The sequence below is a fragment of the Pseudomonas sp. UBA5568 genome (assembly GCF_002425525.1).
Lineage (GTDB): Bacteria > Pseudomonadota > Gammaproteobacteria > Pseudomonadales > Pseudomonadaceae > Aquipseudomonas > Aquipseudomonas fulva.
In genome coordinates, this window is the sequence record NZ_DIMK01000021.1 from 30,930 (window position 1) to 48,003 (window position 17,074).

At 61.3% G+C, this 17,074-nt stretch carries 16 protein-coding genes; 13 read left to right on the top strand and 3 right to left on the bottom strand.

All coding sequences use genetic code 11. The annotated features are described in order from the left end of the window. Positions 1 to 24: 24 nt before the first annotated feature. The 11 genes from B2S33_RS06315 to B2S33_RS06365 all read left to right on the top strand — a co-directional run bounded on the left by B2S33_RS06315 (position 25) and on the right by B2S33_RS06365 (position 14,021). The gene (locus tag B2S33_RS06315; protein WP_027913631.1) at positions 25 to 2,835 is read left to right on the top strand and encodes an LPS-assembly protein LptD; all 2,811 of its coding nucleotides are present in this window, start codon (positions 25 to 27) and stop codon (positions 2,833 to 2,835) included. After that, positions 2,810 to 4,135: a peptidylprolyl isomerase SurA gene (gene surA / locus B2S33_RS06320; RefSeq protein WP_088523757.1), complete on the top strand. Its 1,326-nt coding sequence runs from the start codon at positions 2,810 to 2,812 to the stop codon at positions 4,133 to 4,135. Before B2S33_RS06315 ends, surA begins: the two co-directional genes overlap by 26 nt. Continuing rightward, the gene (gene pdxA / locus B2S33_RS06325) at positions 4,132 to 5,121 is read left to right on the top strand and encodes a 4-hydroxythreonine-4-phosphate dehydrogenase PdxA (RefSeq protein ID WP_145278964.1); all 990 of its coding nucleotides are present in this window, start codon (positions 4,132 to 4,134) and stop codon (positions 5,119 to 5,121) included. The genes surA and pdxA overlap by 4 nt, the downstream gene beginning before the upstream one ends. Further along, on the top strand, positions 5,118 to 5,918 hold the full coding sequence (rsmA, locus tag B2S33_RS06330; protein WP_145278963.1) for a 16S rRNA (adenine(1518)-N(6)/adenine(1519)-N(6))-dimethyltransferase RsmA: 801 nt from the start codon (positions 5,118 to 5,120) through the stop codon (positions 5,916 to 5,918). Before pdxA ends, rsmA begins: the two co-directional genes overlap by 4 nt. Before the next feature lie 171 nt (positions 5,919 to 6,089). Further along, complete coding sequence (apaG, locus tag B2S33_RS06335; RefSeq protein WP_023532682.1) at positions 6,090 to 6,470, top strand: Co2+/Mg2+ efflux protein ApaG; 381 nt, start codon at positions 6,090 to 6,092, stop codon at positions 6,468 to 6,470. Next, positions 6,470 to 7,354: a symmetrical bis(5'-nucleosyl)-tetraphosphatase gene (locus B2S33_RS06340; protein ID WP_049695347.1), complete on the top strand. Its 885-nt coding sequence runs from the start codon at positions 6,470 to 6,472 to the stop codon at positions 7,352 to 7,354. The genes apaG and B2S33_RS06340 overlap by 1 nt, the downstream gene beginning before the upstream one ends. Then, complete coding sequence (gene glpE, locus B2S33_RS06345) at positions 7,351 to 7,680, top strand: thiosulfate sulfurtransferase GlpE (protein WP_023532468.1); 330 nt, start codon at positions 7,351 to 7,353, stop codon at positions 7,678 to 7,680. The genes B2S33_RS06340 and glpE overlap by 4 nt, the downstream gene beginning before the upstream one ends. Before the next feature lie 282 nt (positions 7,681 to 7,962). Next, positions 7,963 to 9,885 carry a PrkA family serine protein kinase gene (locus B2S33_RS06350; RefSeq protein ID WP_027913626.1) on the top strand — a complete coding sequence of 641 codons (1,923 nt, stop codon included), beginning with the start codon at positions 7,963 to 7,965 and terminating at the stop codon, positions 9,883 to 9,885. Positions 9,886 to 10,023: 138 nt separating this feature from the next. After that, a complete protein-coding gene (locus B2S33_RS06355; RefSeq protein WP_028686621.1) occupies positions 10,024 to 11,295 on the top strand; it encodes a YeaH/YhbH family protein in 1,272 nt (423 codons plus the stop codon). After that, positions 11,292 to 12,860: a SpoVR family protein gene (locus tag B2S33_RS06360; protein WP_027913624.1), complete on the top strand. Its 1,569-nt coding sequence runs from the start codon at positions 11,292 to 11,294 to the stop codon at positions 12,858 to 12,860. The genes B2S33_RS06355 and B2S33_RS06360 overlap by 4 nt, the downstream gene beginning before the upstream one ends. Before the next feature lie 54 nt (positions 12,861 to 12,914). Continuing rightward, positions 12,915 to 14,021: a multifunctional CCA addition/repair protein gene (locus B2S33_RS06365; protein WP_027913623.1), complete on the top strand. Its 1,107-nt coding sequence runs from the start codon at positions 12,915 to 12,917 to the stop codon at positions 14,019 to 14,021. A 93-nt stretch (positions 14,022 to 14,114) separates the two neighbouring features. Here B2S33_RS06365 and folK read toward each other — a convergent pair whose 3' ends face one another. Continuing rightward, positions 14,115 to 14,624, bottom strand: a complete 510-nt coding sequence (gene folK / locus B2S33_RS06370) for a 2-amino-4-hydroxy-6-hydroxymethyldihydropteridine diphosphokinase (protein ID WP_027913622.1) — start codon at positions 14,622 to 14,624, stop codon at positions 14,115 to 14,117. Continuing rightward, a complete protein-coding gene (gene folB / locus B2S33_RS06375) occupies positions 14,615 to 14,971 on the bottom strand; it encodes a dihydroneopterin aldolase (protein WP_027913621.1) in 357 nt (118 codons plus the stop codon). The genes folK and folB overlap by 10 nt, the downstream gene beginning before the upstream one ends. A 74-nt stretch (positions 14,972 to 15,045) precedes the next feature. Here folB and plsY point away from each other — a divergent pair, with 74 nt between their 5' ends. Beyond that, on the top strand, positions 15,046 to 15,615 hold the full coding sequence (plsY, locus tag B2S33_RS06380) for a glycerol-3-phosphate 1-O-acyltransferase PlsY (protein WP_027913620.1): 570 nt from the start codon (positions 15,046 to 15,048) through the stop codon (positions 15,613 to 15,615). 3 nt (positions 15,616 to 15,618) lie between these two features. Here plsY and tsaD read toward each other — a convergent pair whose 3' ends face one another. Further along, positions 15,619 to 16,644 (bottom strand): tRNA (adenosine(37)-N6)-threonylcarbamoyltransferase complex transferase subunit TsaD, encoded by a 1,026-nt coding sequence (gene tsaD, locus B2S33_RS06385; protein ID WP_027913619.1) that lies wholly within the window; start codon positions 16,642 to 16,644, stop codon positions 15,619 to 15,621. 204 nt (positions 16,645 to 16,848) lie between these two features. Here tsaD and rpsU point away from each other — a divergent pair, with 204 nt between their 5' ends. Beyond that, positions 16,849 to 17,064, top strand: coding sequence for a 30S ribosomal protein S21 (rpsU, locus tag B2S33_RS06390; protein WP_003255575.1), 216 nt, complete (start codon positions 16,849 to 16,851; stop codon positions 17,062 to 17,064). Positions 17,065 to 17,074: the final 10 nt, after the last annotated feature.

Below are 17,074 nucleotides of genomic sequence, written 5' to 3' on the forward strand. Positions count from 1 at the left end.
ACGCAGGAAGCCCGGACTAATAAGATGGCATTGAAATCCCCCGCGTTTCGTAGAAAGTTTCCGTTGCTCGTCACCGGCAGTCTGCTGGCCCTGCAACCTCTGGCCATGTCGCACGTCATGGCAGCCGAACAATTCGACTGCCAAGTGTCCGCCTCCGGTGGTTGGGACTGCAAGCCCAAAACCGCCGTCACCAACCTGCCACCGCGCCCGGTGCACGAGGGTGCCGCCGCTGCTGGCGGTACCGGCACCGAAGCGACGGGCGAAGCCGAGGCCGACCGGCCGATGCTGGTCACCGAGGCCAAGGGCCGTGGGCTGAAGTCGCGCAGCGAGGACTACAGCCACCTGGACTGGGTCCCGCGTGACAAGCTGACCGCCGCGCAGCTGGCCGAAACCGGCCCATACTGCGGCGGTGCCTATGTCGAGCCGCTGCGCCCCGGCATGGCGGACACCACGCCCAAGGACGAGTCGCCGACCTACATCAACGCCAAGGTATCCAAGTACCAGCAGGAGCAGCAGATTGCGACCCTGGCCGGTGACGTGGTCATGCGCCAGGGCAGCATGCAGGCCCAGGCCGACGAGGCCAACCTGTATCAGGCCGAGAACCGTGGCGAGCTCAAGGGCAACGTCAAGATCCGTGACAACGGCTCGCTGGTCGTCGGTGACCAGGCGCAGATCCAGCTCGACACCGGCGAAGCCCAGGTCGACAACGCCGAATACGTGATGCACAAGTCGCACATTCGCGGCAGTGCCCTGTACGCCAAGCGCGGTGAGAACGCCATCATCCGCCTCAAGGACGGTACGTACACCACCTGCGAACCGGGCAGCAACGCCTGGCAGCTCAAGGGCAACAACATCACCCTCAACCCGGCCACCGGGTTCGGCACTGCCACCAACGTCACGCTGCGGGTCAAGGATTTCCCGGTGTTCTACACACCGTACATCTACTTCCCGATCGATGACCGCCGCCAGTCCGGCTTCCTGCCGCCGTCGTTCAGCACCAGCAGCGACACTGGCTTCATGCTGGTCACCCCGTACTACTTCAACCTGGCGCCCAACTACGACGCCACGTTGTACCCGCGCTACATGACCAAGCGTGGCCTGTTGATGGAAGGCGAGTTCCGCTACCTGACGCCTTCGAGCGAAGGCCAGTTCGGCGGCGCCTACCTCAACGACAAGAGCGACGAGCGCAAGGACCAGACCGACTACAAAGACCAGCGCTACATGGTCAACTGGCAGCACAAGGGTGGCCTGAACGAGCGCCTGATGACCGAGGTGAACTACACCGACATCAGCGACCCGTTCTACTTCCAGGACCTTGAGTCGGACCAGATCGGCGTCGAGAACAAGGACTTCCTCGATCAGCAGGGCGCCCTGACCTATCGCGGCGACAGCTACACCGCGCGGTTGAACGTGCATGCCTACGAGGCGGCGACCATCTCGCAGATCACGCCTTATGACCGCCTGCCGCAGATCACCCTCAACGGTGTGCTGCCGTACCAGCCGGGCGGCCTGACCATGGCCTACGAAACCGAAGCGGCGCGCTTCGATCGTGACCTGAAGAACGGCCCGGTGTTCGACAAGGACGGTAATCTGGATCTCACCGCTGGCGCCGACGGTCGTCGTCTGGACCAGAACATCCAGGGTATCGAACGGGCCAACGGCACGCGCCTCAACGTGGCGCCATCGATCAGCTACCCCATGCAGGCCAGCTATGGCTACCTGACGCCGAAGCTGAAGTATGCCTACACCCAGTACGATCTTGACCTCGATAGCCAAGGCAAGGCTGACGCTGTTCGCCTTGCCAACGCCAACCCTGGTGCCTATGGCAGCTACAGCAGCTCGGTCAACCGCAGCGTCCCGATCTTCAGCGTGGACAGCGGCCTGTACTTCGACCGCAACACCTCGCTGTTCGGCAACAACTACAAGCAAACCCTCGAGCCGCGCCTGTACTACCTGAACGTTCCCTACAAGGACCAGAAGGACATCCCGCTGTTCGACACTGGCGAGACGCTGTTCAGCTATGACTCGCTGTTCCGTGACAACCGCTTCAGCGGTAGCGACCGCATCGGCGACGAGAACAAGCTCTCGCTGGGCGTGACTACCCGCTGGATCGAAGACAACGGCTTCGAGCGCCAGAACTTCAGCATCGGCCAGGCCTACTACTTCAAGGACCGCAAGGTCCAGCTGCCGGGCCTTGACTACCGTGACCGCCAGGACTCGCAGTCGGATGTCTCGCCGTACGCGCTGGTGTACAACTACTACTTCAACCGCGACTGGCGCTTCAATTCGGACTTCAACTGGGACCCGGACAGCCACAGCACCCGCTCGGGCAGTGCGATGTTCCACTACCAGCCTGAAGACAACCCGAACAAGATCGTCAACCTCGGTTATCGCTACCGTAACGACACCATCGCCTACGACTCGGCCACCGGTACGTGGAAAGTGGGTGGTGGCGACTACGGCACCCCGGGTAGCCCGAACTACATCAAGGACTACTACAAGATCCAGCAGCACGACTTCTCGGTCATCTGGCCGATCGTCCCGCAGTGGAGCGTCATCGCTCGCTGGCAGCATGACTACAACCGTAACCGCACCCTGGAAGCCATGGGCGGTTTCGAGTACGACAACTGCTGCTGGAAGCTGCGCTTGATCAACCGTTACTGGCTCGACTTCGACGACTTCAGCCAGGCACTGCCGCAGAACGAAAAAGGCGACCATGGTGTATTCCTGCAGGTCGTTCTCAAGGGCCTCGGCGGCGTCGTTGGCAACAAGGTCGAATCCTTCCTCGGCCAAGGCATTCAAGGTTACCGTGAACGTGAAGAACAAGCTTATTGATCGACTGCGCCCAGTGCTGCTGGGCGTCGCTTTGCTGAGTGGCGCGGTGCATGCCGCGGTGCAACCGCTTGATCGGGTGGTGGCTATCGTCGACAACGACGTGGTCATGCAAAGCCAACTGGACCAGCGCGTGCGGGAAGTTCAGCAGACCATCGCCAAGCGCGGCGGCAGCGTGCCGCCCAGCGGCGCCCTGCAGCAGCAGGTGCTGGAACGCCTGATCGTCGAAAACCTGCAGCTGCAGATCGGCGAGCGCTCGGGCATCCGAATCACCGACGAGGAGCTGAACCAGGCGATCGGCACCATTGCCCAGCGCAACGGCATGTCCATCGACCAGTTCCGCGCGGCCCTGGCCCATGACGGCCTGTCGTTCGACGATGCTCGCGAGCAGGTCAAGCGCGAGATGATCATCAGCCGCGTGCGTCAACGCCGGGTGGCCGAGCGCATCCAGGTGTCGGAGCAGGAAGTGAAGAACTTCCTGAATTCGGACATGGGCAAGATGCAGATGTCCGAAGAATACCGCCTGGCCAACATCCTGATCCCAACCCCGGAAGCGGCCAACTCCAGCGACATCCAGAAGGCTGCGCGCAAAGTGGGCGATGTCTACCAGCAGCTCAAGCAAGGTGCGGACTTCGGTCAGATGGCAATCGCCAACTCGGCCAGTGAGAACGCGCTCGAAGGCGGCGAGATGGGCTGGCGCAAAGCTGGTCAACTGCCTCCGGACTTTGCCAAGATGCTGAGCAGCATGCCGGTGGGTGAAATTACCCAGCCCATTCGCATCCCCAACGGCTTCATCATCCTCAAGCTTGAGGAAAAGCGTGGTGGCAGCGAGAACGTGCTGCGCGACGAGGTGCACGTGCGCCACATCCTGATCAAGCCAAGTGAAGTGCGCAGCGAAGCCGCCACTCAGCAACTGGCTGAAAAGATCTACGAGCGCATCGAAAACGGTGAAGACTTTGCCACCCTGGCCAAGAGCTTCTCGGAAGATCCGGGCTCGGCGCTCAACGGCGGTGACCTCAACTGGGTAGACCCGAACACCCTGGTGCCGGAGTTCCGCGAGCAGATGGCCAACGCCCAGCAAGGCGTGGTGACCAAGCCGTTCAAGACCCAATATGGCTGGCACGTGATGGAAGTGCTGGGCCGCCGCGCTACCGACAGCACCGAACAGGCCCGTGAACAGCAAGCCCTGAGTGTGCTGCGCAACCGCAAGTACGACGAAGAGCTGCAGACCTGGCTGCGCCAGATCCGCGACGAAGCCTACGTTGAAATCAAGCTGCCTGGCGCTGACCAGGCCGCTCAGTGAAGCCCCTGCGCTTCGCCGTCACACCCGGCGAGCCGGCGGGGATAGGGCCTGACCTATGCCTGCTGCTCGCTGCCGACGCCCAGCCCCACCCTCTGATTGCCATCTCCAGCCGTGACCTGCTCGCCGAGCGGGCCACCCAGCTGGGGCTGGACGTTAGCTTGCTGTCTGTCATGCCAGGGCAATGGCCGAGCCAACCGGCACCCGCCGGCAGCCTGTATGTGTGGGACACGCCGCTGTCTGCCCCAGTGGTGGCTGGTCAGCTGGACCAGGCCAATGCGCCATTCGTGTTGCAGACCTTGACCCGTGCCGGACAAGGCTGCCTGGACGGCCATTTCGACGGCATGATCACAGCGCCCGTGCACAAGGGCGTCATCAACGAAAGCGGTATTCCTTTTTCGGGGCATACCGAATTTCTGGCTGAGCTGACCCATACCGCCCAAGTGGTAATGATGCTGGCCACCCACGGCCTGCGCGTCGGCCTGGTCACCACCCACCTGCCGCTGCGTGACATCGCCGAGGCCATTACTGCCGAGCGCATCGAGCGCGTGACACGCATTCTGCATGCCGACATGCGCGACAAATTCGGCATCGCCAACCCTCGCATCCTGGTATGCGGCCTGAACCCCCATGCGGGCGAAGGTGGCCACCTGGGCCGCGAGGAAATCGACATCATCGAGCCTACCCTGACCCGTCTACGTGCCGAAGGCATGGACCTGCGCGGGCCACTGCCGGCCGATACCCTGTTTACCCCCAAATATCTGGAGCACTGCGACGCGGTGCTGGCGATGTACCACGACCAAGGGCTCCCCGTCCTCAAGTACAAGGGCTTCGGCGCTGCGGTCAATGTCACGCTGGGCCTGCCGATCATCCGTACCTCGGTTGATCATGGCACGGCCCTGGACTTGGCCGGCACCGGCAAGGTCGATACCGGCAGCCTGCGCGTTGCCCTGGACACCGCCTACCAGATGGCCGAGAACCGACCATGAACGAGCAATACCAACACCGGGCGCGCAAGCGTTTCGGGCAGAACTTCCTGCACGATGCAGGCATCATCGACCGCATCCTGCGTGCCATCAATGCCAAGCCAGGCGAGCATTTGCTTGAAATCGGCCCGGGCCAGGGCGCATTGACCGAAGGCCTGCTGGGCAGCGGCGCGCAACTGGATGTAGTGGAGCTGGACAAGGACCTGGTGCCGATCCTGCAGCACAAGTTTGCAGGCAGCGGCAATTTCCGCCTGCACCAAGGCGACGCCCTGAAGTTCGACTTCAACCAGCTGGGGGTACCGGCACGTAGCCTCAAGGTGGTGGGCAACCTGCCCTACAACATCTCCACCCCCCTGATCTTCCACCTGCTCAGCCACGCCGGCCTGATCCGCGACATGCACTTCATGCTGCAGAAGGAAGTGGTCGAGCGCATGGCCGCAGGGCCTGGGGGCGGTGATTGGGGTCGGCTGTCGATCATGGTCCAGTACCACTGCCGCGTCGAACACTTGTTCAACGTAGGCCCCGGCGCATTCAACCCGCCGCCGAAAGTGGACTCGGCCATCGTCCGGCTGGTGCCGCATGACGTGCTGCCTCATCCGGCCAAGGACCCGCAGTTGCTTGAGCGGGTGGTGCGCGATGCGTTCAACCAACGTCGCAAGACCCTGCGCAATACCCTTAAAGGCTTGCTCGACAGCGCCGCCATCGAGGCCGCTGGAGTGGATGGCAGCCTGCGCCCCGAGCAACTGGACCTGGCGGCTTTCGTGCGCCTGGCCGACCAGTTGGCTGATCAGGCGGCCTGACCGTCCCCCTGCCCCGCTGAACGCAGTCAGCACCTGCAAGCAGATCGCCGCCCCGATGCCCGGCGCCTGCTTGCGGGTCAGTCCGCCAGCGCACGTGCCCATCGCGCCGCTGGCCCTCTCCCCTCCCTATGGCCTAGACTGCATCATTGCGTCAGTTCCCAAGGCCCTTGCATGACCGACCCTCGCTATCAGATCGACGTCAGCGTCGTGACCCGTTACCTCAAAGAACAATCCGACCCCGAGAGCAGCCGTTTCGCTTTCGCCTATACCATCACCATCCATAACCATGGCTCGCTCAAAGCCAGGCTGCTGTCCCGGCACTGGCTGATCACCAACGGTGATGGTGAGGTCGAAGAGGTGCAAGGCTCTGGCGTGGTTGGTCAACAACCTACGATCGAGCCGGGCCAGAGCCACACCTACAGCAGTGGCGCCGTCATCACCACCCGCGTGGGAACCATGCAGGGGAGCTACGAGATGTTCGCCGAAGACGGCAAGCGCTTCGACGCACAGATCGCGCCGTTCCGCCTGGCAGTACCTGGGGCGCTGCACTGATGGCCACGTACGCCGTCGGTGACTTGCAAGGTTGCCTGCAGCCGCTCAAATGCCTGCTTGAACGTGTGCGCTTCGACCCGGCGGTGGATCAGCTGTGGCTGGTTGGCGACCTGGTGAACCGTGGGCCTGAGTCGCTCGAGACGCTGCGCTACCTGTATTCGATTCGCCAGTCGCTGACCTGCGTGCTGGGTAACCATGATCTGCACTTGCTTGCAGCCTGGCGCAACGTCGAACGCCTCAAGAAGAGCGACACGCTGCGTGAAATCATCGAGGCACCTGACGCCGACCAACTGCTCGACTGGCTGCGCCAGCAAAAGCTGCTGCATTACGATGAACCGCGCGGCATCGCCTTGGTACACGCGGGCATTCCGCCGCAATGGACACTGGGCAAAGCCCTGGAACTGGCTGGCGAAGTCGAACAAGTACTGCGCGATGACAGCCGTCTGCCGCTGTACCTGGACGGCATGTATGGCAACGAGCCCGCCAAGTGGAGCAAGAACTTGGCGGGTGTCGAACGCCTGCGGGTCATTACCAATTACCTGACGCGCATGCGCTTCTGCACCGCAGAAGGCAAACTCGAATTCAAGAGCAAGGAAGGGCTGGACAGCGCACCCAAAGGGTACAAGCCCTGGTTCGCCCACAAAGGCCGGCGTTCTCGCCACGTGAAGATCATATTCGGGCATTGGGCCGCCTTGCAGGGCCAGGTCAAGGAACCCGGCGTCATCGCGCTGGACACTGGCTGCGTATGGGGCGGGTCCATGACCTTGTACAACGTCGATAACGGCCAGTACCACCATTGCGATTGTGCCGATGACGGCACACTGCGCCCTGCGGCGCCAACTTCAACCCTCAACGATCAACCCGGAACAGAGCCAACCCCATGAGCGAATTCAAGCGCATCCCCCCCGAACAGGCCCTGGCCCTGCGTGCGCAAGGTGCCGTCGTGGTCGACATTCGTGACCCGCAGGCTTACGCAGCAGGTCACATCACCGGTGCCCGTCACCTGGACAACCATTCGGTCGCCGACTTCATTCGCAATGCCGACCTGGACGCACCGACGCTGGTCGTCTGCTACCACGGCAATTCGAGCCAAAGCGCGGCCGCCTACCTGGTAGGGCAAGGCTTTTCCGACGTCTACAGCGTCGATGGTGGCTTTGAGCTGTGGCGCTCCACCTACCCTGCCGAAACCGCCCAAGGCACTGAAGAATAAATTTTTCATCGTCACTGCAGCCCGCGTCATGTGCGGGCTTGAGACCGTTCTGACGAACGGTCGCTGGCAACTTCCGTCACCCACGCCCTTGACCTTGCCGATTACCAACTATCCTTAAGCGCAGGCCATCCGGAAAAAGGGGAGAGCCGGTACACCGGCGTGCGGGTCATCGGTAGCGCTATAGGGTGTTTGGGGGGTATATGGCAATCGGCAGTGCCGCTTGCATGCCAGCATCAGCTGACTGATCCGGCGTCGTCTCAACGTATCGAGCGAGGTGACGTCATGAGTATTTTTAGCCACTTCCAACAACGCTTCGAGTCCACGCGCCAGGAAGAACTCTCGCTGCAGGAGTACCTGGAACTGTGCAAGGAGGATCGTAGCGCCTACGCATCGGCATCCGAGCGCCTGTTGCTGGCCATCGGTGAGCCAGAGCTGATCGACACCTCTACCAACTCCAGGCTGTCGCGCATCTTTTCCAACAAGGTCATCCGGCGCTACCCGGCCTTTGCCGACTTCCATGGCATGGAAGAGTGCATCGACCAGATCGTGTCGTACTTCCGCCATGCCGCCCAAGGCCTGGAAGAGAAGAAACAGATTCTGTACCTGCTCGGCCCCGTGGGTGGCGGCAAATCCTCCCTGGCCGAAAAGCTCAAGCAACTCATGGAACGGGTGCCTTTCTACGCCATCAAGGGGTCGCCGGTCTTCGAATCACCGCTAGGGTTGTTCAACGCCACTGAAGACGGGGCCATTCTCGAGGAAGAGTACGGCATCTCGCGGCGCTACCTGAACACCATCATGTCGCCGTGGGCCACCAAGCGCTTGCAGGAATTCGGCGGCGATATCAGTAAGTTCAAGGTGGTCAAGCTCTATCCGTCCATCCTCAACCAGATTGCCATCGCCAAGACCGAGCCTGGCGACGAGAACAACCAGGACATCTCTGCGCTCGTGGGCAAGGTGGATATCCGCAAGCTCGAAGAATTCCCGCAGAACGACGCCGACGCCTACAGCTATTCAGGCGCGCTTTGCCGCGCCAACCAGGGCCTGATGGAATTCGTCGAGATGTTCAAGGCGCCCATCAAGGTGCTCCACCCACTGCTGACCGCCACCCAGGAAGGCAACTACAACAGTACGGAAGGTTTGGGCGCCATCCCCTATTCCGGGATCCTGCTGGCGCACTCCAACGAATCCGAATGGCACACCTTCCGTAACAACAAGAACAACGAAGCCTTCATCGACCGTATCTACATCGTGAAGGTACCGTACTGCCTGCGGGTCAGCGACGAGATCCGTATCTACGACAAGTTGTTGGTCAACAGTTCGCTGTCCAAGGCCCACTGTGCCCCGGACACGTTGAAAATGCTGGCTCAGTTCACCGTCCTTTCGCGCCTCAAGGAGCCTGACAACTCCAACATCTATTCGAAGATGCGGGTGTATGACGGTGAAAACCTCAAGGACACCGATCCCAAAGCCAAGTCCATCCAGGAATACCGCGACTCGGCCGGCGTCGATGAAGGCATGAACGGTCTGTCGACCCGCTTCGCCTTCAAGATCCTGTCTAAGGTGTTCAACTTCGACCCCCATGAGGTGGCGGCCAACCCGGTGCACCTGCTGTACGTGCTTGAACAGCAGATCGAGCAGGAACAATTCCCGGCCGAGGTACGCGAACGCTACCTGCGCTACCTGAAAGAATACCTCGCCCCCCGGTACATCGAGTTCATCGGCAAGGAAATCCAGACGGCTTATCTGGAGTCCTACAGCGAGTACGGCCAGAACATCTTCGACCGTTATGTGCTGTATGCCGACTTCTGGATCCAGGACCAGGAATACCGCGACCCGGAAACCGGCGAGATTCTCAACCGCATCGCCCTGAACGAAGAGCTGGAGAAGATCGAGAAACCGGCGGGTATCAGCAACCCCAAAGATTTCCGCAACGAGATCGTCAACTTCGTGCTGCGCGCCCGTGCCAACAACAATGGCAAGAACCCAAGCTGGCTCAGCTACGAGAAGCTGCGGGTGGTGATCGAGAAGAAAATGTTCTCCAACACCGAAGACTTGCTGCCCGTCATCAGCTTCAACGCCAAGGCCAGCAAAGAGGATCAACAGAAACACAACGACTTCGTCACGCGCATGGTGGAGCGTGGCTACACCGACAAGCAGGTGCGTCTGCTGTCGGAATGGTACCTGCGGGTCAGGAAATCGCAATAAAGCGGCAAGCGACAAGCCGCAGGCTTCACGCTGGCCGGCGCCGGGCACCCGTTCGGCGCCAGTGCCCGCAGCTGCGGCGGCTGCTCTTTCTTGCAGCTTGAAGCTTATGGCTTGCAGCTGCTCCCCGCAGGAGGAACCATGAGCTACGTTATCGACCGACGCCTGAATGGCAAGAACAAGAGCACGGTCAACCGCCAGCGCTTTTTGCGCAGGTACCGTGATCACATCAAGAAGGCCGTGGAAGAAGCGGTCAGTCGCCGTTCCATCACGGATATGGAGCACGGCGAACAGATCAGCATCCCTGGCCGTGATATCGACGAGCCGGTGCTGCACCATGGCCGTGGCGGCAAGCAGACCGTCGTACACCCGGGTAACAAGGAATTCACCGCCGGCGAGCATATTCCCCGTCCGCAGGGTGGTGGCGGCGGCAGTGGCCGTGGCAAGGCCGGCAACGCCGGTGACGGCATGGACGACTTCGTCTTCCAGATCACCCAGGAGGAGTTCCTCGAGTTCATGTTCGAGGACCTGGAATTGCCAAACCTGGTCAAGCGTCACCTGACCGGTGCAGACACCTTCAAGAATGTGCGCGCAGGTATTGCAAGCGAGGGTAACCCGTCACGCATCAATATCGTACGTACGCTGCGCTCGGCTCATGCCCGGCGGATCGCATTGACCGGCAGCAGCCGTGCCCTGCTTCGCGAAGCCCAGAAAGAACTTGCCCGCCTGCGCGTCGAGGAGCCTGACAACTTCACCGACATCCAGGAAATCGAGCAGGAGATCGAGCGGTTGAAGGCGCGTATCAACCGTCTGCCCTTCCTCGACACCTTCGACCTCAAGTACAACTTGCTGGTGAAACAACCGAACCCCAGTTCAAAGGCCGTCATGTTCTGCCTGATGGACGTCTCGGGTTCGATGACCCAGGCCACCAAGGACATTGCCAAGCGCTTCTTCATCCTGCTGTATCTGTTCCTCAAGCGTAACTACGACCGGATCGAAGTCGTGTTCATACGGCACCACACCAGCGCGCGCGAAGTGGATGAGGAGGAGTTCTTCTACAGTCGCGAAACCGGCGGCACCATCGTTTCCAGTGCCTTGAAGCTGATGCAGGAAATCATGGCCGAACGCTACCCGGCCAGTGACTGGAACATCTACGCGGCCCAGGCCTCGGATGGCGACAACTGGAACGACGACTCACCCATCTGCCGCGACATCCTCACCCGGCAGATCATGCCGCACGTTCAGTACTACACTTACGTGGAAATAACCCCACGTGAACATCAGGCGCTCTGGTACGAGTACGAACGTATCGGCGATGCCTTCCCCGACACGTTCGCGCAGCAGCAATTGGTATCGGCCGGCGATATCTACCCGGTCTTCCGTGAACTCTTCCAGCGCAGGTTAGCCACATGACCGCCAGAGCACAGAGACGCCAGCCCATCTCCACCGGCTCAGAGTGGACGTTCGACCTGATCCGGACCTACGACCGGGAAATCGGCCGCCTGGCCGAACGTTACGCCCTGGACACCTACCCCAACCAGATCGAGGTGATCACCGCCGAGCAGATGATGGATGCCTACGCCTCGGTCGGCATGCCGCTGGGTTATCACCACTGGTCCTACGGCAAGCAGTTCCTCAGTACCGAGAAATCCTACAGCCGCGGGCAAATGGGGCTTGCCTATGAAATCGTCATCAACTCCGACCCCTGCATCGCCTACCTCATGGAAGAGAACACCATGTGCATGCAGGCCCTGGTGATCGCTCATGCCTGCTACGGGCACAATAGTTTCTTCAAGGGCAATTACCTGTTCCGCACCTGGACCGATGCCAGCTCCATCATCGATTACCTGGTGTTTGCCAAGCAGTACATCGCCCAGTGCGAGGAGCGTCATGGGATCGATGCGGTGGAAGACCTCATCGACTCTTGCCACGCTCTGATGAACTACGGGGTGGACCGCTACAAGCGCCCCTACCCCATTTCCGCCGAGGAAGAACGTCGCCGCCAGAAGGACCGGGAGGAGCACCTCCAACGGCAGATCAACGACCTGTGGCGCACCATTCCCAAGAGTGCCGACAAGGCCAGTGAGCGGGACGACATGCGTTTCCCCGCCGAACCCCAGGAAAACATCCTCTACTTCATCGAGAAGAACGCGCCACTGCTCGAACCCTGGCAGCGCGAGGTGGTGCGTATCGTGCGCAAGATCGCCCAGTATTTCTATCCGCAGCGCCAGACACAGGTGATGAACGAGGGCTGGGCGACCTTCTGGCACTACACGCTGATGAACGATCTGTATGACGAGGGGCTGATCACCGAAGGCTTCATGATGGAGTTCCTTCAGTCCCATACCAGCGTGGTCTTCCAGCCAGGTTTCGATAGCCCCTATTACAACGGTATCAATCCATACGCACTGGGCTTTGCCATGTACACCGACATTCGGCGCATATGCGAGGCACCCACGGAGGAAGATCGCCATTGGTTCCCGGACATTGCCGGCAGCGACTGGCTTTCGACCCTCAAGTTCGCCATGAGCAGCTTCAAGGACGAGAGTTTCATCCTTCAGTACCTGTCGCCCAAGGTGATGCGTGATCTGAAACTGTTCAGCATCTTGGACGATGACCAGCGGGACGAGCTTTACGTGCCTGCCATACACGATGATGCGGGTTATCGCACCATCCGCGAACAACTGGCTGCCCAATACAACCTCGGCAATCGCGAGCCGAACGTGCAGATATGGAGTGTTGATCGTCGCGGAGATCGCTCACTGACGCTTCGTCACCAGCAACACAACCGCAAGCCCTTGGGGAGTTCGACCGAAGAGGTGCTCAAACACCTGCATCGGTTGTGGGGGTTCGATATTCACCTGGAGACCGTGCAAGGCGACCAGGTGATGAAAACCCATCATATGCCGCCCCGTGGCGAGCACGGCGAAGGCTCCGACTACGGACGCCTGGACATGGCGGTCATTCACCACCTGTGATGCGCCCCCTGGCGGCCGGCAGGTTATGCTGTCGGCAATCAGGGGGAGTTACCTATGCACATTTACAAAGTGGGGGGCGCTGTACGCGACCGTCTACTCGGGCGCCCGGTCAGTGATATCGACTGGCTTGTGGTAGGCGCCACGGTTGAAGACATGCTTGCCGAAGGATTTCGCCCGGTAGGCGCCGACTTTCCGGTGTTCCTGCACCCCAAGACCGGTGAGGAATATGCGCTGGCCCGCACCGAGCGCAAGAGCGGCAGGGGCTACGGTGGGTTTACCTTTCACGCAAGCCCGGACGTCACACTGGAGCAAGACCTGATACGCCGCGACTTGACCATCAACGCGATGGCCGAGGACGCGTGCGGTACGCTCTACGATCCTTACCAGGGCAAGGCCGATCTCGATCGACGCCTGCTTCGCCACGTTTCTCCGGCGTTCGCCGAAGATCCTCTGCGTGTATTGCGCGTGGCCCGTTTTGCTGCGCGCTATGCGCCCTTGGGTTTCAAGGTGGCCAACGACACGCTGGGGTTGATGCAGCACATCAGCGCGTCGGGTGAGTTGCTGGCGTTGACGGCAGAACGCACCTGGAAGGAAATCGAGCGGGCGTTGATGGAAGCGCACCCCCAGGTATTCTTCGAAGTCCTGCGAGCGTGCAATGCCCTGCAAGTGCTGCTGCCGGAACTGGAGCCTCACCCCCAGACCCTGGCCTCACTGGAACAGGCAGCCAAGCTTCAGCTTGCTTTGCCCATACGCTGGGCCTGTCTGCTGCATCCTTTGCCCACCGCGTCGATCAAAGCGCTCAATCAGCGCCTGAAAACCCCGCGAGAATGCCAGGAGCTGTCGATGCTGACCAGCCAGTGCCTGGAGCAGGCCAATCAAGCCTTTGAACTGCCTGCCCAGGCGCTGCTGGATCTGTTGCAAACGTTCGACGTTTACCGCAGACCGCAGCGTTTCGAGGACTTTCTAGCAGCGTGCAGGGCGATCGCGCAGGGCAACGGGCGGACAGACTACCGGCAGGCAGACTACTTGCAAGGGGCTATGGCCGCTGCCCGGGCCGTGGATGTGAAGCCGCTGGTTCAGGGTGGTCTCACCGGCCAGGCATTGGGTGAGGCCTTGAAAAATGAGCGCCTGCAGGCGCTCGATGCCTACAAGGGCAGCTAGCGACGATGCCGCGCAGCTCGCTCGACCTGCGCGGCAACCCCAGCAGCAGATGGCTGACATACCGGGACTTGCATCCGACAGTACGAGCCTCCATCAGCCAGGCGTCAGTTGCAACCCACGCCACTCGAAGGCGACTGGCGCCAGCACCTGATCGATCTGCGCCTCTTGCCATACCTGCGCCATGGTCTTGCCTACACCCGGGTGCACCAGTTCAGGCGCCAGCAGCGACAACGGCCACAGCACGAAGGCATTTTTCAGAATCTCGGCCCGGGGCAGCACCAACCCGTCGAAAGTGCCATGCAGGTCGTCATACATCAGCACGTCGATATCCAGGGGTAGGCCGAGTCGATCAGGGGCATACCGGCCATTGTCGGCCTCGATGAATTTCAGCCGCCGGTCCAGTTCGATCAACGGCAACGTCGTCTGCCCGGTCACCACGAAATTGATGAACGGCCCGCTCTTGATGCCCACCGCCTGGCTTTCGAAGGCTGGCGAGCAGCGCATGTCGGTCAGGATGGCGGCCAGCGCATCGAGGCCGGCACACAGATGGGTGTGCCGATCGACGTTGCTGCCAAGGCCCAGGTATACCGTGCTCAGAGACATCCGCGCTCGATCTCCACGCCAACACCACCACGCGCTGCCGGCACTGCGCCCGGCTTGGTGAGCTTCAGGCGTACCCAAGGAATGCCGAACTCGTCCATCAACACGGCAACGAGGCGCTCGGCGAAGGTTTCGACCAACTCGAAGCGTGCCTGCTCGGCGAACCCCTGGATACGCGTCGAAACGCTCGCGTAATCGAGCGCCAGGGCGAGGTCGTCGCCCGCGGCCGCAGGCCTGTTGTCCCAGGCAAAGCTCAGGTCAAGCCGCAGGCACTGGCGAATATCCCGCTCCCAGTCATAGGCACCAATCACGGTATCGACTTCCAGGCCTTCGATGAACACTCTGTCCAAGCACTTCTCTCCACAGCACGACAAGGGCGACTGGCGCCGTTAGAATCAGGGCGTCCTCGCCCGGAATAGTTAGCATGTTTTGGTTACTGGCGCTGCTCGCCTACCTGCTCGGCTCGCTGTCCTTCGCCATTGTCCTGAGCCGCCTTGCAGGCAGCCCGGACCCGCGTTGCAGTGGTTCGGGCAATGCCGGCGCGACCAACATGCTGCGCCTGGCAGGGCGCAAGATGGCGATCCTGACCCTGCTTGGCGACCTGTGCAAGGGGCTGTTGCCGGTAATGCTCGCCCGCCTTGCCGGGCTGGACCTGCACGCGCAGGCCTGGATCGGTATCTGCGCAGTGCTGGGCCACCTGTTCCCCGTGTACTTTCGCTTTCGCGGTGGCAAGGGCGTCGCGACCGCGGCCGGCATGCTGGTCGGCCTGTACCTGCCTGCCGCATTGCTGGCCATCGTTGCCTGGCTGCTGACCCTGTACCTCACCCGGACCAGTTCCCTGGCTGCGCTGATCGCAACACCGCTGACCCTGCCATTGCTGGCCTGGCGCCAGCCCGAGGCCCTGCTGCCGATGACGGTACTGACCGTCCTGATCGTATGGCGCCATCGCAGTAACCTGCGTGACCTGTTTGCAGGCCGCGAGCGGCACTTCTGAGCCCTACAGGGGCGGCAGCTGCTCCATCGGCCAGCGCGCCTGCACACTGATCGCCAGGTCCTGCTGCTGCCCCACCAGCAGTCGCTGGCAGCCGGCATAGGCGATCATGGCTCCGTTGTCGGTGCAGAACTGCGGACGGGCGTAATAGACATTGCCCTTGAGGTTGCCAAGCATGTCTTCCAGCGAAGCGCGCAGGGCCTTGTTGGCGCTGACACCCCCGGCGATGACCAACCGCTTGAGGCCCGTCTGCTTGAGCGCCCGCTTGCACTTGATGGTCAGAGTCTCTACCACCGCCTGCTGGAACGCCAGGGACACGTCGCAACGGGTTTGTTCGTTGTCGTCGCCAGCCTCCCGGCACTGCTGCCAGGTATTGAGGGCAAAGGTTTTCAAGCCACTGAAACTCATTGCCAGGCCTGGCCGATCGGTCATCGGTCGTGGGAACACGAACCGGCCCGGCGTGCCGCGCTCGGCAAGCCGGGCAATTTCCGGCCCACCGGGGTAGTTCAGCCCAATGAGCTTGGCGGTCTTGTCGAACGCCTCGCCGGCCGCATCGTCCAGGCTCTCGCCGAGCAACTCGTATTGACCGATGCCATCGACGCGCACCAGCTGGGTATGACCGCCGGAAACCAACAAGGCGACGAACGGAAACGCCGGCGGGTTTTCTTCCAGCATGGGCGCCAGCAGGTGGCCCTCCATGTGGTGTACACCGATGGCCGGGATATCCCAGGCAAAGGCCAGGGCCTGGGCGCAGGAGGCACCGACCAGGAGTGCGCCGACCAGCCCGGGGCCTGCGGTATAGGCGATGGCGTCGATTTCGGTGGCCACGCAGCCCGCTTCGTCCAGCACCTGGCGGATCAGCGGCAGCATGCGCTTGACGTGATCGCGCGATGCGAGCTCGGGCACCACGCCGCCGAATACGCGGTGCAGGTCGATCTGACTGAACAGCGCATCGGCCAGCAGGCCCCGCTCACTGTCGTATAATGCGACGCCGGTTTCGTCGCAGGATGTTTCCAATCCCAGTACTAGCATGGGCTCGTCCCTTGTGGGGGCTGAATTCGAAGGCGCGCATGATAGTCCCCGTGCAAGGTGCCGACCAGCGGTTTTCGATCAGAGGCTTTGCATTCCGGCTTGCTAAGGGTTAACATCCGCAACCCTTGAAAACCGACGTTCTCCAGCACACCTTTGTTTTGCCAGGAGCGCGTCTACCCCGGTAATGAATTAAGGTAGCCCTGGATGCCAGCCGTCAAAGTTAAAGAGAACGAACCCTTCGACGTAGCTCTGCGTCGTTTCAAGCGCTCCTGCGAAAAAGCCGGTGTACTGGCTGAAGTTCGTAGCCGCGAGTTTTACGAGAAGCCGACCGCAGAGCGTAAGCGTAAGGCAGCTGCCGCTGTCAAACGTCACGCCAAGAAAGTTCAGCGCGAACAGCGCCGCGCCGTTCGTCTGTACTAATACAGACGTT

Excerpts from the sequence above, each read along its gene's own strand:
- folK (WP_027913622.1), bottom strand. The coding sequence starts at position 14,624 with ATGTCTCTGAGCACGGTATACCTGGGCCTTGGCAGCAACGTCGATCGG.
- B2S33_RS06340 (WP_049695347.1), top strand. The coding sequence starts at position 6,470 with ATGGCCACGTACGCCGTCGGTGACTTGCAAGGTTGCCTGCAGCCGCTC.
- B2S33_RS06360 (WP_027913624.1), top strand. The coding sequence starts at position 11,292 with ATGACCGCCAGAGCACAGAGACGCCAGCCCATCTCCACCGGCTCAGAG.
- B2S33_RS06315 (WP_027913631.1), top strand. The coding sequence starts at position 25 with ATGGCATTGAAATCCCCCGCGTTTCGTAGAAAGTTTCCGTTGCTCGTC.
- plsY (WP_027913620.1), top strand. The coding sequence starts at position 15,046 with ATGTTTTGGTTACTGGCGCTGCTCGCCTACCTGCTCGGCTCGCTGTCC.
- rsmA (WP_145278963.1), top strand. The coding sequence starts at position 5,118 with ATGAACGAGCAATACCAACACCGGGCGCGCAAGCGTTTCGGGCAGAAC.
- B2S33_RS06350 (WP_027913626.1), top strand. The coding sequence starts at position 7,963 with ATGAGTATTTTTAGCCACTTCCAACAACGCTTCGAGTCCACGCGCCAG.
- tsaD (WP_027913619.1), bottom strand. The coding sequence starts at position 16,644 with ATGCTAGTACTGGGATTGGAAACATCCTGCGACGAAACCGGCGTCGCA.
- B2S33_RS06365 (WP_027913623.1), top strand. The coding sequence starts at position 12,915 with ATGCACATTTACAAAGTGGGGGGCGCTGTACGCGACCGTCTACTCGGG.
- apaG (WP_023532682.1), top strand. The coding sequence starts at position 6,090 with ATGACCGACCCTCGCTATCAGATCGACGTCAGCGTCGTGACCCGTTAC.
- glpE (WP_023532468.1), top strand. The coding sequence starts at position 7,351 with ATGAGCGAATTCAAGCGCATCCCCCCCGAACAGGCCCTGGCCCTGCGT.
- B2S33_RS06355 (WP_028686621.1), top strand. The coding sequence starts at position 10,024 with ATGAGCTACGTTATCGACCGACGCCTGAATGGCAAGAACAAGAGCACG.
- rpsU (WP_003255575.1), top strand. The coding sequence starts at position 16,849 with ATGCCAGCCGTCAAAGTTAAAGAGAACGAACCCTTCGACGTAGCTCTG.